General features: G+C 38.3%; 20 protein-coding genes and 3 pseudogenes. 5 read left to right on the top strand and 18 right to left on the bottom strand.

The window, feature by feature from the left end:
• Positions 1-9: 9 nt before the first annotated feature.
• The 12 genes and pseudogenes from trxA to CCC70_RS02830 form a co-directional block, all read right to left on the bottom strand.
• Positions 10-315: a thioredoxin gene (gene trxA / locus CCC70_RS02885; protein WP_118062274.1), complete on the bottom strand. Its 306-nt coding sequence runs from the start codon at positions 313-315 to the stop codon at positions 10-12.
• A gap of 92 nt (positions 316-407) precedes the next feature.
• The gene (locus CCC70_RS02880; protein WP_005421611.1) at positions 408-1,154 is read right to left on the bottom strand and encodes an SDR family NAD(P)-dependent oxidoreductase; all 747 of its coding nucleotides are present in this window, start codon (positions 1,152-1,154) and stop codon (positions 408-410) included.
• Positions 1,155-1,313: 159 nt separating this feature from the next.
• Positions 1,314-1,472, bottom strand: coding sequence for a rubredoxin (locus CCC70_RS02875; protein WP_005339874.1), 159 nt, complete (start codon positions 1,470-1,472; stop codon positions 1,314-1,316).
• Positions 1,473-1,566: 94 nt separating this feature from the next.
• A complete protein-coding gene (locus CCC70_RS02870; RefSeq protein WP_055066633.1) occupies positions 1,567-1,941 on the bottom strand; it encodes a desulfoferrodoxin family protein in 375 nt (124 codons plus the stop codon).
• A gap of 184 nt (positions 1,942-2,125) precedes the next feature.
• Positions 2,126-2,326, bottom strand: a pseudogene (locus CCC70_RS02865) (rubrerythrin family protein); the annotation flags it as partial.
• An 89-nt stretch (positions 2,327-2,415) separates the two neighbouring features.
• The gene (gene yaaA / locus CCC70_RS02860; protein ID WP_055066634.1) at positions 2,416-3,162 is read right to left on the bottom strand and encodes a peroxide stress protein YaaA; all 747 of its coding nucleotides are present in this window, start codon (positions 3,160-3,162) and stop codon (positions 2,416-2,418) included.
• Complete coding sequence (gene bcp / locus CCC70_RS02855) at positions 3,162-3,617, bottom strand: thioredoxin-dependent thiol peroxidase (RefSeq protein WP_005421605.1); 456 nt, start codon at positions 3,615-3,617, stop codon at positions 3,162-3,164. Before bcp ends, yaaA begins: the two co-directional genes overlap by 1 nt.
• 3 nt (positions 3,618-3,620) lie before the next feature.
• Positions 3,621-3,833 carry a DUF6219 family protein gene (locus CCC70_RS02850; RefSeq protein ID WP_005421604.1) on the bottom strand — a complete coding sequence of 71 codons (213 nt, stop codon included), beginning with the start codon at positions 3,831-3,833 and terminating at the stop codon, positions 3,621-3,623.
• 179 nt (positions 3,834-4,012) lie between these two features.
• Positions 4,013-4,162: a hypothetical protein gene (locus tag CCC70_RS02845; RefSeq protein WP_173684846.1), complete on the bottom strand. Its 150-nt coding sequence runs from the start codon at positions 4,160-4,162 to the stop codon at positions 4,013-4,015.
• A 261-nt stretch (positions 4,163-4,423) separates the two neighbouring features.
• Complete coding sequence (locus CCC70_RS02840) at positions 4,424-4,858, bottom strand: bacteriohemerythrin (RefSeq protein WP_106492463.1); 435 nt, start codon at positions 4,856-4,858, stop codon at positions 4,424-4,426.
• 76 nt (positions 4,859-4,934) lie between these two features.
• The gene (gene rd / locus CCC70_RS02835; RefSeq protein ID WP_020993356.1) at positions 4,935-5,099 is read right to left on the bottom strand and encodes a rubredoxin; all 165 of its coding nucleotides are present in this window, start codon (positions 5,097-5,099) and stop codon (positions 4,935-4,937) included.
• Between the two features lie 277 nt (positions 5,100-5,376).
• Positions 5,377-5,748 carry a hypothetical protein gene (locus CCC70_RS02830; RefSeq protein ID WP_055057025.1) on the bottom strand — a complete coding sequence of 124 codons (372 nt, stop codon included), beginning with the start codon at positions 5,746-5,748 and terminating at the stop codon, positions 5,377-5,379.
• Between the two features lie 332 nt (positions 5,749-6,080).
• On the opposite strand from CCC70_RS02830, the gene CCC70_RS02825 reads away from it, so the two are divergent.
• Together CCC70_RS02825 and CCC70_RS02820 are read left to right on the top strand one after the other, a co-directional pair.
• Entirely contained in the window at positions 6,081-6,683 is a 603-nt protein-coding gene (locus CCC70_RS02825; protein ID WP_005421573.1) for a Type 1 glutamine amidotransferase-like domain-containing protein, read from the top strand.
• 66 nt (positions 6,684-6,749) lie between these two features.
• The gene (locus tag CCC70_RS02820; RefSeq protein WP_270391931.1) at positions 6,750-6,959 is read left to right on the top strand and encodes a DUF6219 family protein; all 210 of its coding nucleotides are present in this window, start codon (positions 6,750-6,752) and stop codon (positions 6,957-6,959) included.
• Between the two features lie 74 nt (positions 6,960-7,033).
• Here CCC70_RS02820 and CCC70_RS02815 read toward each other — a convergent pair whose 3' ends face one another.
• From CCC70_RS02815 to dinB, 3 genes and pseudogenes are all read right to left on the bottom strand, one after another.
• The gene (locus CCC70_RS02815) at positions 7,034-7,597 is read right to left on the bottom strand and encodes a hypothetical protein (protein WP_287084205.1); all 564 of its coding nucleotides are present in this window, start codon (positions 7,595-7,597) and stop codon (positions 7,034-7,036) included.
• A gap of 235 nt (positions 7,598-7,832) precedes the next feature.
• Positions 7,833-8,078: a hypothetical protein gene (locus CCC70_RS02810; protein ID WP_044924549.1), complete on the bottom strand. Its 246-nt coding sequence runs from the start codon at positions 8,076-8,078 to the stop codon at positions 7,833-7,835.
• A 5-nt stretch (positions 8,079-8,083) separates the two neighbouring features.
• Positions 8,084-9,334: pseudogene (gene dinB, locus CCC70_RS16480) on the bottom strand (DNA polymerase IV).
• A 183-nt stretch (positions 9,335-9,517) separates the two neighbouring features.
• Here dinB and CCC70_RS02800 point away from each other — a divergent pair.
• From CCC70_RS02800 to CCC70_RS02790, 3 genes are all read left to right on the top strand, one after another.
• Entirely contained in the window at positions 9,518-10,225 is a 708-nt protein-coding gene (locus CCC70_RS02800) for a S24 family peptidase (RefSeq protein WP_044924547.1), read from the top strand.
• A 96-nt stretch (positions 10,226-10,321) separates the two neighbouring features.
• A complete protein-coding gene (locus CCC70_RS02795; RefSeq protein ID WP_118369385.1) occupies positions 10,322-11,005 on the top strand; it encodes a helix-turn-helix domain-containing protein in 684 nt (227 codons plus the stop codon).
• The gene (locus CCC70_RS02790; RefSeq protein WP_118369387.1) at positions 10,963-11,904 is read left to right on the top strand and encodes an IS3 family transposase; all 942 of its coding nucleotides are present in this window, start codon (positions 10,963-10,965) and stop codon (positions 11,902-11,904) included. The genes CCC70_RS02795 and CCC70_RS02790 overlap by 43 nt, the downstream gene beginning before the upstream one ends.
• 433 nt (positions 11,905-12,337) lie before the next feature.
• On the opposite strand, the gene CCC70_RS02785 is transcribed toward CCC70_RS02790, so the two are convergent.
• From CCC70_RS02785 to CCC70_RS02775, 3 genes and pseudogenes are all read right to left on the bottom strand, one after another.
• Positions 12,338-12,532, bottom strand: a complete 195-nt coding sequence (locus CCC70_RS02785) for a helix-turn-helix domain-containing protein (RefSeq protein WP_287084204.1) — start codon at positions 12,530-12,532, stop codon at positions 12,338-12,340.
• A 347-nt stretch (positions 12,533-12,879) separates the two neighbouring features.
• Positions 12,880-13,552: pseudogene (locus tag CCC70_RS02780) on the bottom strand (vWA domain-containing protein).
• A gap of 109 nt (positions 13,553-13,661) precedes the next feature.
• Entirely contained in the window at positions 13,662-14,678 is a 1,017-nt protein-coding gene (locus tag CCC70_RS02775) for an O-acetyl-ADP-ribose deacetylase (RefSeq protein ID WP_110104171.1), read from the bottom strand.
• Positions 14,679-15,266: the final 588 nt, after the last annotated feature.

Raw genomic sequence — 15,266 nt, 5'->3', positions numbered from 1 at the left:
GAACACCCCCTAAAGCATTTCTAAAATCGCATTCTTAGGTCTCGCCCCTGAAACCTGCTGTACAATCTTCCCATTCTTCATAACCACTAAAGTTGGAATGCTCATAATACTGAACTTATTTGCCAGTTCAGGCTCTTCATCTACATTAATCTTTCCAACTTTAATATCTCTACGCTCACTTGCAATCTCCTCTACAATAGGTACTACCATACGGCAAGGCGCACACCAAGATGCCCAAAAATCTAAAAGAACGGGTTTATCGGAACTCAGTACTTCGTTCTGAAAATTATTTTTATTGATATTAATAGCAGACATTTTACAGTCCTCCTTATCTTTTTCTTTTTGTAGATTTATTATGGTCTTAATTTCATTTATTTTCCGTGATTACATCACCATACCTCATTAACTTAACTTCTTGCCATACCATCTACACTTAATATAACACCTGTAATGTAACTCGCCTCATCTGAAGCAAGAAACACAAACGCATTGGCAATATCTTCTGGCTGTCCAAGACGACGCAATGGAATTCTTTCAATCATAGGTTCGATAACTTCCTTTGGCACGGCCTTCATCATATCAGTTTCTGTAATCCCAGGTGCAACAGCATTAACACGAATACCTTTAGGTCCTAGTTCTCTTGCTAATGATACAGTCAATCCGTTTACTGCAAACTTCGATGCCGGATAAGCAAACCCACTTGGCTGTCCCGAAATACTCACCATGGAAGAAGTTGAGAGAATGACCCCCTTGCCTCTTGCCACCATACATTCTGCTGCTACACGAGTAGTATTAAATACTCCTTTTACATTTAGATCCATGACTTTATCAAAAGTCTCCTCTGTATAATCCATAAATGAGGTGTTTTCTGAAATCCCTGCATTATTTACCAGTATGTCGACACATCCATATTTTTCAGTTGCCTCTTTAAAAGCCTTTCTGACAGACTCCATGCTTGCTAGATTTGGACTAATTCCAGCAACTATTGCATTGGGATATTTTTCTTTTAATTTATCTACAGCAACATCTGCCGATTCCTGTGAACTTGCTGCCAACACAACTGAAGCACCTTCCTTCAAGAATTTATCAGCTGTAGCAAATCCTATACCACGGCTTCCACCCGTAATGATTGCAACTTTATCTTTTAATCTCATTTAGACTACCTCCTTACTTTGTTTGTAGTTACATTATAAGCAAAAGGTAAATCATTTTCTGTGATATCATCACAATCACAAACTATCGCAATAAAAAACCCTGTTGCTCACACGCACCAGGGTTTTTGTTTATCTATCCGTATTTAAATAATCAGAATTTTATTCAACTTCTGAAAACTGATCTTTTCCAACATTACATAATGGGCATTCAAAATCTTCTGGAACGTCCTCCCACTTTGTTCCTGGTGCAATACCACCTTCAGGATAACCTTCCTCTTCATCATATTCCCATCCGCAAACGTCACATACATATTTCATTAGTTTGTTCCTCCTTATAAATATATTAATACAAAGCATATATTACTGTTGTATCTGAATTATTTTGTAATCTTAGCACGAAAGTCAAGTGTTTTTAGCATTTCCAGAGTCCATGAAGATTGCAGTATGCGTATACTTCTTCTACATACTCTCCATCACAGAGGCAGAAATCCGCAATAGGTTCCTGTCCTGGAATTAGCTGTTTTCTATAAATACCCTGATTTGTATTTAGTGTAATCCATTCAATGAAATGATTATCAAGCATTGGATGTTTTGTTTCACCGACCACAACATGTACATGCTGTTTGTCCACTGTATATACAGGTACATGCTTCTCAACAGCAGCATCTGTCACTCCAGCTTTTAACTCATGCATAGCCTCTCCGCAGCACATTACTGGTACGCCTTGATCCTTTACCATTTCAATAATGTTTCCACAATGATTGCATACATAATATTTTACTTCCATCTTTTTTATCTTCCTATGTTTAAAATTTAAAATCCAATTGTTTCTATAACTTTTTTCAAAGCATCCGCCGATTTCTTAAACTTTAATGCTTCTTTACCAACTGATGCGGAACCAACAAAGCCACAGCCTATCATTACTGCTTTTTTTAATAATCACTTTCTTCTTTGTAATAATCTCCTTCTCTTTAATAGTTCTCTTCACGTACTTCGAAATAACTCTGTGGATGGTTACATACTGGACATATCTCAGGTGCCCTTGTTCCTACCACAACATGTCCACAGTTACGGCATTCCCATACCTTAACTTCACTCTTTTCAAACACCTGTGCAGTTTCAATATTCTTAAGAAGTGCACGATATCTCTCTTCGTGGTGCTTCTCAATCTGTTTATTGTCAATAAATAATAGTAATAATTACTATTATTATAATAATCAATATTACTGATTACATTTCATTTAAAATAATCATTCAATCATCATTTTTTCCGTTCAAAAACATATTCTGCATCTGATGATAAATCAGAGCGGAATGAATAGCCTAGTCTATCAAATTTCTTAATATCCTCAGGATTTTCAATTCTGTTTTCAGCCATGAACCTAACCATTTCACCACGGGCCATCTTAGCATATGTACCTTTTGTCACCAGTTTATCTCCTGATAACTCACAAAATGTAATCGTAATGTATCTATCCTGTCGTGTCAGATATTTTTCTATGCACTTAGAGTATTCTTTCGATGCCAGATTGATTATAATCCTGCTGTTATCAATCACTGAGCGGTATAATAACTCTCCCCAGTACTCATACAGATTTTTTGTTTCTCCTATTCCAACCTTCGCCTGCATTTCCAAACGATAAGGTGTCACACCATCCCTTGGTTTTAGCACACCATAAAATGCAGATATTATTCTCAAATGATTTTGTACATACTCGAACTGACTGTCCTCAAACACGGATGGAGCCATATATTGAAAAGCAATTCCTTCATATGATAAGACAGCTGGGGTAAGTAAATGATAAAGATCCATGTTTTCCAATCTATTGAAGTTCTGTTCTGTAATTTTGTCATTACATTTCCAGATAGTCTTCAGTTCTTCTTTTGACTTACTTTTCAACCAACTTTGTATCTCTGTCGTCTTTTCAATAAATTCAGGCAATCCATCCGGCGCTATGCTGTCAGTATCTGTAATCATCTTTTTAGCAGGGGATAATATTATCTTCATTAATCTAATTCCTTGAGCATATTTTCAGGATCATCTGCAGCCTTGACTTTATCATTTGCCTTTATAATAATCCCCTGTTCATCAATAAGATATGTGGTTCTTACTACTCCCATAGAGACTTTGCCATAATTTTTCTTTTCTTTCCATACATCATATGCTTCAATAACTTTCCGCTCTGGATCTGCTAAAAGTGTAAATGTCAATCCATATTTTTCCTCAAATCTCTTATGAGAGGATACAGAATCCTTACTGACTCCAAGAATAACTGCTCCTTTTTCGGTAAACTGAGGGTATCGCTCAGAAAACCCACATGCCTGTTTCGTGCATCCCGCTGTATTATCCTTGGGATAGAAATATAAAATCACTTTTTTTCCTGTATAATCCGATAATCTATGTATTTTCCCATTTTGATCTGGCAACTCAAAATCCGGTGCCTTAACCCCTACTTCCAACATTATTTATCCCTCCCTTTCTGTATCTTTCTCTTTATTCGCCTTTTTCTTCCTATTCCCGGTAATCATTTTATGACCTGTATATATCGCCATTACCATACATAACATAGAACTTAAAGCAAAGTATTTGTGACTTGATTTTTGCTTTTTATATCCAGTGTAAAAAGTCCCAAGCATTGTGATCAATGCTCCTACTGACCAATATTTATGTGCTTTCATGTAATTCCTCCATTTTTTCAGTGTATTCAATTCTAATTATACGCTACCATATTCCTATGTCAATTTGATAATAGAGCATTCCTATAAAATTTTTCAAAATATCATTGTCAAAACTATGTATTGTTATCCTTTAATTTTTCTTTGAAATAATTGACAAAAAGCTTGCTTTCAGGAGATTACTATTTAATCTCATTTCCATCTATATATAGTTGAAATTTATCAGGATTATTGACAACATCATAGTCCTTTCCGTATTCTACAGGTCTATATTCGGCTGTCATTACCGATTCCCCGTCTTCAATATCCTCTTTCCATAAATAGATGTTCATATCAATGCTCGTCGCATATCCTCTGTCTGTGGAGAATTTTGTCGAATGAAAAGAGACTTTACAACTTAAAATTGGATAAAAAGGACAAAAAAAGAAGAGCTGCTTGCTCTTCCCATATAGTAGTAGTAAAATAATATGTCATGCCAGCGCAATATATTACCTAGAATATCGCTATAACAGGAAAGGGACTGCATTGTGACAGCCCCTAGTTTACTTCATCATGTTGTCTACATTCTGAGTGAACTCATTCCCTGGTTTATTTTAGCATCGATCTGGATTTTGTTTCATAAAGATAAATTTTGCCACAGAGCGGTCGTATGTTTTAATGTGTCCAAACAGCCAGTCGATTACATTTTTCTGTACAAGTTCACTGAACTGATCTGTTGGTCCTTCATACTCCTGAAGGTATTCATACAGTTCCTGAATTGTCTTTTTAAACTCTTCATGTTTTTCATAATGTTTTTCACGCTCTGGATAACCGGATTTTTCCTGAAGCTTTTCCTCTTCTTTGAAATGAAAGTCAGTATATTCATCCAGATAATCCAGCATTTTGATTGCTTTTACTTTGCTGTCGCCATTTTGACAGGCAGTTACAAAGTTCTGGATACGGTCGATCAATTCTTTATGCTGGGTATCAATTGTTTCATTTCCTGTTACTAAATTGTCATCAAAGGTAATGTTTAAATCGTAAGTCATAATTTGACCTCCATTTCTTTTATATGTTCTCTTAGGATCTTTTAATGTCTGACAGTTTCGTACCTGCATTTTCTGCTTAGTCTTCTACAGGAACGAAAACATCTTTTCCTAATCCACAGATTGGGCATGTCCAGTCATCTGGAATATCCTCAAATGCAGTTTCTGGATCGATACCAGCGTCTGGATCTCCTACTGCCGGATCATAAATATATCCACATGGTTCACATTCATATTTTATCATAGTCATTTTCCCTTTTCAATGTCGATTTATTTTTGTTACCAAGTTCCTAGCAATTTTTCTAACACTTTGTTTCTTGTATATCTGTATTATACATGATAATTATTTCTCTTGTCAATAATAGTAATTATTATTATTATCGCACTTAGCATAAACTGATATTTGAATTGCAAATTTACATATTGTATATATCATGGGAATAGTTGAATAAAAAAATGAACTCTATTCATTAAAGACAGAGTTGCTGGAAATTATTTCTCTCCAACAACTTTTTTCGTCTTTAAGTCCTTGAAACACAATACTGTCCAATCAGATTCATCCAACTGTTATATTTATTCTTTTCACACACCTTTCGGCAAATTTCATTTTCCATCAATACACAGAACATCTTATCATAATCAAATGCCCAAACAGCACCATTCACATGGTTTTCCACTGCTTTCTGATCTATGTTCTTTAAACGTGTGGCCATTTTTTCAATTTCTCCATTTCTCAAGTTACCGATATTTTTGCAGATAAACCGAAAGAAATTCAACGTTGCATATTCGTCATGCCAATGGAACTCTTCTGGATTGTTTATAATTTTACTGACTCGCTGCTGTTCTTTGATTATCTGATCAGCTACACCTTTCATCGAATCTTCGTATCTCATATTACTCACCTACTCTTCCTCAACGCCCAGTGACGGTTTAAATCTTTTATCCTTTGCCTGCGGTACCACGATCTCATAAAAATAAAATCCTAAATATCCAAGTGCCTGCTTCTTCATTTTATAAAAAGAAGTCCTGCCTATTCCTAGCTCCTGCTGTACTTCCACATCTGTCTTACATAAATTAAAAGGTAAATATGTTCAAACATAAGGCCTCGGAATCTTAATGATTTCTGGGGTTTTCTATTATTGGGATAAGACTATTTATAGCAATTTAAACCGAATTATGATAACATAAGGCAAAGATAAATCGGAATTTATAAAGGAGAATATTGATGAAACTATTTTTATGTTCGCATTTTTCAAGTGTAGGAAGTCTGATAAAGGAAGAAATTGAAAATAAGAAAGTCGCATTTATTCCAACAGCTTCGCTGCGTGAAGGCTACACCGGTTATGTCGGCTCGGCTCGAAAATTATTCAAAAAGTTGGGAGCAATCGTAACTGAAATTGATATTTCAACGGAGGCTTATTCAACGATACAGTCTGTTTTTGAAGATGCAGATGTGATATATTTTACCGGCGGAAATTCTTTTTTTCTTATGGACCGGCTCCGTAAAACGGGAACTGATGGGCTGCTGAAAAAGGAATTGGCAAATGGAAAATTGATGATCGGCGAGTCGGCAGGCGCAATTATATGCGCTCCAAGCATCCAATATATCCAGCAAATGGATAAAAAGCCGGAGGACTACTCACAAGAAGATGATGCAGGGCTTGATTTGATTGATTTCTATGTTCTTCCGCATTATCTTACATCACCATTTAAGAAAGTTACCAAGAAAATAATGACTGAGTTTTCAGATTTGAATCTATGCCCAATTAACAACCGTCAGGGAATTGTAATTGACGGTGAAGGTTCAAAGGTTATTTGCAAAGACTAATTTGAAAATTCCAGTTTGCATATTTCTTAAAAAGATGTATGATATAAAAAAGCTCAGGAGGTTCAAATGAAATCACATAAATACTGGTCCATCGGTGCGCTGGTTTCCATGATCGGAACTTGCTACACTGGCTACAAGGATATGAAATCAGCTCATAAATATTTTGCGTTCAGTTCACTGATCTGCATGACTATGGCCATTTACTCAGGTCATAAAATGATTTCTGGCAAATCCAGAAAAAAGAAAGAAACTGCAGCTGAAGAATCTACGGAATAATAAGAGGAATAGGGGAGTATTCCATTATATATAAGCCTGATGGAAAGGGGAGAGTCCATCAGGCTCTTTCAAATCTACTCTTCCGTTTCTGGAAAAGACGGCTTATATCGTTTGTTTGCAGACTGTGGCACTACGATTTCAAAAAAATAATATCCCAGATACCGGAGAGCTGCTTTTTTCTTCCTGTAAAAACTTGCCCGGCTCATCCCCAGTTCAAGCATAATTTCCATATCTGTCATTTTTCTATGTCTGCAGAAGCAGCCATAAAGCACATCATAATATTCGGTTCCAAAATTCGGGGTAAAATATTTTACCAATGTCATTGCCCGGTTGACCATATCGCAAAATCCATAGATTAGAATGATATTGTTTACTTCTTTTTTCAGTTTTCCTAAATTCATGCGGTAATCGTAAGAATCCATATACTGAAGAGCATAAGCCATGTTCTCATTGATCTTTTCCTGACACTCCTGCTCTAATTCATCCAAAACCATCTGATTTTCCAAAATCAAGTCCTGATAATTGTTCATCAGTTCCTTGATTTTTCCATAGTACAGGTTCATTCTTTCTTCTGTATGGCGTGCTGCATTTAAGGTTACTTCTTTAAACGATCTGATCGCATAATCTCTCTCTGTCATTATCAAAATCTCCTTTTCGTATTGAATCGTCTTTCTCTGACGTTCTATACTCCCATCCCTGTGATTTTGACGGAAGCTCAATAAGAATTATTCTTGAGCAGAGCCACATCTGCATGGACAATATAGTGGGTATATTGTTTCATGCACATAGATGTAATGCCCTTATATGTCAACCTGAAAAGAGCAAAAGGGAAAGGTCAGCTCTTCTGCAGATCCTGTTTTCTTTCTTAAATCTTTACGCACTCTTGCGCTCCATAAACCACTTATCAAATTCATAATATAAATGGCATTCCTTACCATCTACCAATACCGTATACATGATTCCAGTACCACCTGCCTTACGACTCGCACATCGTTCTTTTGATTTTACTTTATCAATGATGTACTTCGTTCCATCTTCCCAGATAAATTCTACGGGCATCATAACACCATCAGTACTAAATTTTACGGTTACTTCAACATATACTTTATAATTTTCCAAAGAACTTACCTCCCATTAAAATATCCTACTGGATGTACCGTGTGGGATTTCTGTGCATCCAAACTTGATAAGACTTTATCCTGATACATAAATGCTCTCTGGACACTGTGATAACCAAACCGTCGTCTGATTTCATCTACTGCTCTGTCTAACTTCTCCTGTTTTTCTCGACGTTGTTCATTCATAAACAAATCTAACTGCACCGGTACTGTTCCCATCACCAGATCATCAGCACGAATGCCAAGGCTTCTGATCGGACGTGACCAATGATAATTTTCCTTGAATAGCTGATAAGCTGCTCTCATAATCTCATCTGTAATGTCAGTGGGTTCTTGAATTTTTTTCTGTCGTGAAAAATGATACAGCTCATTGTCCCGGATAGAAATTGAAACTACATTACATTTAAAACCATGTTTCCGTAATCTGGCTGCAACACTTTCTGCCAATGCCATCAGAATAATCTGTACATCCTGATCACATTCCAGATCTCTCGGTGTTGTCGTACTGTTACCAATAGATTTGATCGGAGCATGATATGATTCTGCTGCAACCGGCGAATCATCCCATCCGTTTGCAAATGAAAATATCACAAGTCCCATCTTTCCAAGCTACCGTTCCAGAAAACTTGGATCTGTTCTTGCCAATTCTCCAATTGTGCGAATACCATATTTCTGTAAAGTTCTATTCGTTGATCTGCCTACATATAGAAGATCTGATACCGGAAGTTTCCAGATTAGTTCACGGTAATTCGTCCGATTAAATTCTGTAATTCCATCAGGCTTCTTATAATCGCTTCCAAGTTTTGCAAAAATTTTATTCCAGGAAATTCCAATGCTTACCGTAATACCCAGTTCTTTCTTTACCCTTCTGTTAATTTCTTCTGCAATTTTTCTTCCGTCACCTTTCAGTAAAGAACTATTAGTTACATCAAGCCAAGCTTCATCACATCCATACGGTTCAACTTGATTCGTATATTCCGAATATATTTCTCGCAACATTGAGGAAAACTTCAAATATAAATCCATCCTCGGAGGCACAAATATCAAATCCGGGCAAACCTGCTTTGCCTGCCACAATGCCATGCCAGTCTTAACGCCGCTTCTCTTCGCAATATAATTCGCTGTCAATACAATTCCATGCCTCGCTTCAGGATCTCCTCCTACAGCTAATGGCTTACCAACATATTCTGGATGATATAGCATTTCCACACTAGCATAAAAACAGTTGGCATCACTGTGCAATACTACTTTTTCCACATTTTCACCTCCCTTTTAGAACGTGTGTTCTTTTTCTATACAGGCATTATATATCGTTTTTAAATCTTTATAAAGTAGCAAATATGTTGATTTTCTGGATTTTAACGCTATTATTGTTGATTTTTTATCTGTTATGGGTTATAGTATATATAGGGAATAAATACCCGCATATGGAGGTGTATGATGATAAAGAAAGATTTTGGATCCATTATTGCTAATAAAAGAAAATACCGAAAACTGTCTCAACCACAACTGGCAGCTCTTCTGTGTGAAAGAGGCTTAGATGTAAAAGCTCATTCTATCAGTAAATGGGAAAAAAATGTAAACCTGCCAAATGTTTTACAATTTTTTGCCCTCTGTGAGATTCTTGAGATTTCCGATATAAATAGAACATTCCAGATTGGAACGGATGAGAAACTTTTCTCCAAATTAAATGACGAAGGACAAGCCAAAGTTCTTGACTACATGAACCTATTAATGAAAAGTGGGGAATACATTCGAGAAGAACCAATCATTTATCAATTTCCACGAAGAACTCTCAGTCTCTATGATCTCCCGGTTTCAGCTGGAACAGGACAATTCCTTGATTCCGACCGTTTTTCCGAAATTGAAGTTGGTGATGAAGTATCTTCCAGTGCTGACTTCGGTGTCCGGGTATGTGGTGACAGCATGGAGCCTCTCTATCTGGATGGACAGATCATCTGGATTCATAAACAAGAAACACTTGAAGAAGGAGAAATTGGTGTCTTCTTCCTTGATGGTGATGCTTATGTAAAGAAATATCATCAATCCGATTCCGGTATTCAGCTTATTTCTCTAAATAAAAAATATGCCCCTATCCAAGTCACTTCCGGATCCACATTAAAAACCTTTGGAAAAGTAGTTGGCTAATTTTAAAAGGCTGATGCATGAACAGCGTGATATGCTCCCTTCTAAGTAGACAAGAGAAATAATAAAATCTTGTTTATTTAGAAGGGAGCTTTCTTTATGGCATTCAAACATAAATTTACTTATGAAGAAAAAGTCAAAATAGTTTCTGAATACATTGATGGAACATATGGGTTCAGAGAAATATGTAAACGTTATGATATTAATCAAGGTTCTTTAAAAGATTGGAAACGACTTTATGAAACCTTTGGATGGAGCGGTTTGAAAACCGCTTCTAAAACTACTCGTTATTCAAAAGAAACTAAAGAGGCAGCTGTTAGAGATTACTTGTCTCATGAGTTTACATTCCCAGAAATATTAAAAAAGTATCAGATTCGTTCTGGAACTCAACTCAAAAAGTGGATAAAAAAGTATAATGGTTGTGAAGTATTAAAATCTTCTGGAACAGGGGGAAACAATATCATGACCACAGGCAGAAAAACCACATTTGATGAAAGGATCGAAATCGTACAGTATTGTATTGCACATGATCATAATTATGCCGAAACAGCCGAAGAATATCAGGTATCCTATCAGCAGGCACGTAACTATACTATTAAATATGAATCAAAAGGTGTAGAAGCTCTAAAGGATAATCGTGGAAAAAGAAAATCTCTAGATTCAATGAGTGAGTTAGAAAAACTCCGTGCTGAAGTTAAAATCTTACGTGCTGAAAAAGAACGTGCTGAAATGGAGGTTGCATTCTTAAAAAAATTAGAGGAGATCGAAAGGAGGCGGGGCTAAACCGAATAAGAAACGAACATACTTATCTGGCAATCAAAGAGCTTCATGAAGAAACGAAATTTTCTATCTGCTCATTATGTAAGATTGGGCATGTTTCCAGAGCAGCCTATTATAAATGGTTAAACCATAAAGAAAGTGATAATGACAAATTGAATCAGAAGTTGGCAGAAAGATTGGAAGAATTGCATAAGCAGCATCCGGACATGGGATATCGCCGATTAAACGACAAATTATATCATGATGATAAAATCGACGTAAACGACAAACGTATCTTACGAATCTGTCGCAAAAAGCAGATAAAATCCACTTTGAAACATCGTTATGATGGTTGTACCAGACCTTCCAGAAATCCAGGCTTCATCGCAGAGAATGTTTTAAACAGAGATTTTCATGCAGATAATCCAAACGAAAAATGGGTAACCGATGTTACAGAGTTCAAATACGGCACATCCTTCGACGATATTCATAAACTATATCTTAGTGTTATTTTAGATTTGTGTGACCGACGACCTGTAGCATATGTTTTAGGTGATTCGAACAATAATCAACTCGTATTCGATACTTTTGATCAGGCAGTAACCTTGAATCCAGATGCTAAGCCGATTTTTCATAGTGACAGGGGTTACCAATATACATCCAGGGCATTTCATCATAAACTGGAACAAGCTGGAATGACTCAAAGTATGTCACGTGTTGCTCATTGTACAGACAATGGTCCAATGGAAGGGTTCTGGGGAATTTTAAAACGAGAAATGTATTATAAGAAGAAATTTCATAGTAGAGAAGAATTAGTCTCCGCGATTGTTGAATATATAGATTATTACAGAAACGACAGACCTCAACGAGGTCTCGGTATTCTAACTCCAATGGAATACCATGACATGCTTATGGCAGCATAAAAATGCTACCCAGCATGATCTGGGTAGCAAAAAACCTATATTTTTTTTAATTGTCTACTTGACGGGGCGCACACCAGTCCAAACACATCGGCTCAATCTTTTGACCTGATCGGTCATTATTCATTTTTTTCTTACTGGCTCATATAGTCCATTTTTCATAATGAGCAAAATAAAAGGCACTGACTGTTTTTTATGGTTAATGCCCTTTTGCGTTAATCACTTTTAAATTATTCGTCCAACATCAACTTGCCTTTCTTAGCCTTATTTTTTTATCTCTGCATTTGTTCTTTTTCTATCTGCTGGATACTTTTTTCCGGTGTTGGCAAATCTTCTAGCATAGTTCCTCCAATCTTTTCTATCGCAGTTCTTACCTCTTTTCCAACATTATAATGCACTGATATTGCGGTTTCCGCACCGACAATTTTATCTTTTCTTAGTTTTCTTTTGTCTTCACGTAGCGACCACTCTTGATTCTTGCGTCAGCTGGCTTTTCCGCATCCGCTGGAATCGCCCAGTATGAACCGATTTTCGTTGCTCCGGGAATTCGTCCGGCTTTACAAAGATCACTGATCCACCTTGCCGAAAGGTTCCATTTTTCCGCTGTCTGTCTGATTGATAAATAGCCCATACAATTCTCCGATCTAATCCGAGCAAATTCTACATGTAATCACAATAATTGTACTCCAAACCTCGCGGAAAATCAAGATATTCTATCCTCGTTAAGCTTTAGCTTTCGTGCCCCCACTAATTCGCAAGCAGGGCTTTCGTGACATGAAAGCGATTTTCTGCTTGTTGGGGAAACTCTCCAATCCCCATAGAACACTGCCTGCGGCATCGGGCTACTGCGTCTCCGTTCCACTCCGGTCCGCGCAAAGCAGACGTCCACCGGACGTCTTGTACCGTTTCGGATGCTTTAACGGCATTCCTGCCAAAGAAAACGCCGGAGTGAATCATCACCCCGGCTTCAAAAAGTATTTACTTGTGCTTGCGGCCTCCACGCTTTTTGTAGTCCTCGTCTATACGCTTTTTCCAGTCTGCACTCAGCGGGGCACTGCAGCGGGGCACTGCACCGGACAGAGCTGATTGCTTCGCTGACCACCTCATAATTCAACGCGGTTCCTTCACTATCGCACTGATAGTTGACTGCACGATCTGCACCGATTCCGAACTGGCTTGCAGTCTCTACTGCGTCAATATTGGCACCAAGGAACAAAAACTCCCAACCGTATTTCGCTTTCTGCCGCTCGATCATCTGCTTCACTTTTTCGCTGTTGTACCGGCGGCTGGCATTTTCCATTCCGTCCGTAGTGATTACGAACATGGTGTGCTCTGGGACATCTTCCGGTCGTGCGTACTTATGAACATTTCCAATGTGATGAATCGCACCGCCGATGGCATCTAAGAGTGCTGTGCATCCGCGAACCATGTAGTCACGGTCAGTCATCGGTCGGATATCCTTTACATTTACACGGTCGTGCAGGACTTCGCTCACATTGTCAAACAGCACCGTTGAGATCAGTGCTTCGCCCTCTGCTTTTTTCTGCTGCTCAATCATGGAATTGAATCCGCCGATGGTATCCCGTTCCAATCCGCTCATGGAACCGCTGCGGTCTAAGATAAAAACGATCTCTGTTAAATTTTTTCTCATATGCTTGTCCTCCCAAAAGATTATGGCTGCTCGGTTTCGTACCTTACAGCCATAATATAGCGATTTTCTTTTGTGAAGTGGTCGCATAGAAAACGACATTTCTTTGTCCTTATGCCCCGATCAGGCTCTGGTCAAAAGCAAACAATGCCTCGTTGATTTCATACACATTGTAGTTTCCCCGTTCGACAAAATATTCTACAATGATATCGAATTTGCTCGAATGGGAAAGAGTAAATCCTGCCTTGCCGAGCATCTCCTGCATCTGGGCAAGCGGCAACTCCAAAGCGAGAGCAAATGCCAGCACTGTTGGTTTGGATGGCTTATAGAATTTATCAGAACGAATTTTGGAAAAGAGCTTCCGGTCAATGTTTGCCTTCTTGTAGCACTGAACATCCGTCATGCCGCTTTCGTCAATCTTCCGCAGCAGCATTTCCGAAAAGCTCTCATCAATCTGCCCCAGTGCCTCCTCCAGAGATTGACTGCTGCAAGATTTACAGATTGCTTCGGACGGCAGCGGGGCAGATGCAGCTTCAAAGCAGGATTCCTCTGACAACGCTTCAAGCCGCCGTCTCTGTTCTACTCGACTGTCGGTATGTTCATCCACATACCAGTCATCTATGTACGCCGCGATATCAGCAAACAGTTTTCCGCTAATCTGATATGCCTTCTTATCAAAGATAACGATGTAGACCATCATCTCATTTTCCAGTAAGAATGCACTGATGGTATCGACTGCAACCTTCAGAGCCTGGTCTTTTGGATAGCCGTAGATGCCGGAGGAAATCAGCGGAAAAGCCACCGCCTGACAGCCATTTTCTTTTGCCAGGTTCAAAGATGTCCGATAACAGGATTCCAGAAGCTGTTGTTCCTGATGCTTGCCATCTCGCCAGCGCGGGCCGACTGCATGAATCACATATTTGCAGGGCAGGCGATATCCCTTTGTGATTTTTGCGCTGCCAGTCTCGCAGCCATGCAGCGTACTGCATTCTGCAAGCAGTTCCGGTCCGGCGGCACGATGAATGCAGCCGTCCACACCACCGCCGCCCAAAAGAGAAGTGTTGGCAGCATTGACGATTGCGTCAACGCGCATTTTTGTAATATCGTTTCTGATAATCTGTAACGGCATGAAGCATACCTCCCATTCGTCCGATCAGAGTCCTTGTCTGATCAAATATCTATTAAAGTGTCTCATACATTGCTTTCAATTTTTTCGGCGCTACACCGTTCCTGCAAATACACTGCCATAAAGGGCAAATATATTTGCTTCCCGTCCGTATTGTTCTATGCTATAATACTATTGTTGTCCAACCGAAACCCGACAACGGGAGGAGGTGAACCTCATGGAATTTATTATTTCTTTCTTTGTCTCCTGCATGGCTGGTGTAGCCTGCCACTACATCATCAAATGGTTAGACGGCGACAAGTAAGGACAGCACTGACCTAGTGGTTTCTTGTCCACTATAAAAAATAAGAAGAAGCCCTCAGTATTCGCGGTACTGGGGGCTTCATTCTTTTTGTCCTCATGGACTTATTATTTCTTTTGCCTACTGGCATTATATCATACACAATTTTTCTTTGCAATATACTCAATATATTTTTTAAGGTGTTTTGTGCGCTACGTGTGTTCTACACTTCAAAATCGACCCCTTTTTAGAAAATTTTAGAAATTTCAGATATAAAAAACCCCGGAAAATCAAGGCTTTCCGAGGTTTTA

The sequence above is a fragment of the Blautia sp. LMAG:89 genome, from assembly GCF_008679485.1.
Classification (GTDB): domain Bacteria; phylum Bacillota; class Clostridia; order Lachnospirales; family Lachnospiraceae; genus Blautia_A; species Blautia_A fusiformis.
This window is presented reverse-complemented; position numbering and strand designations above follow the sequence as displayed.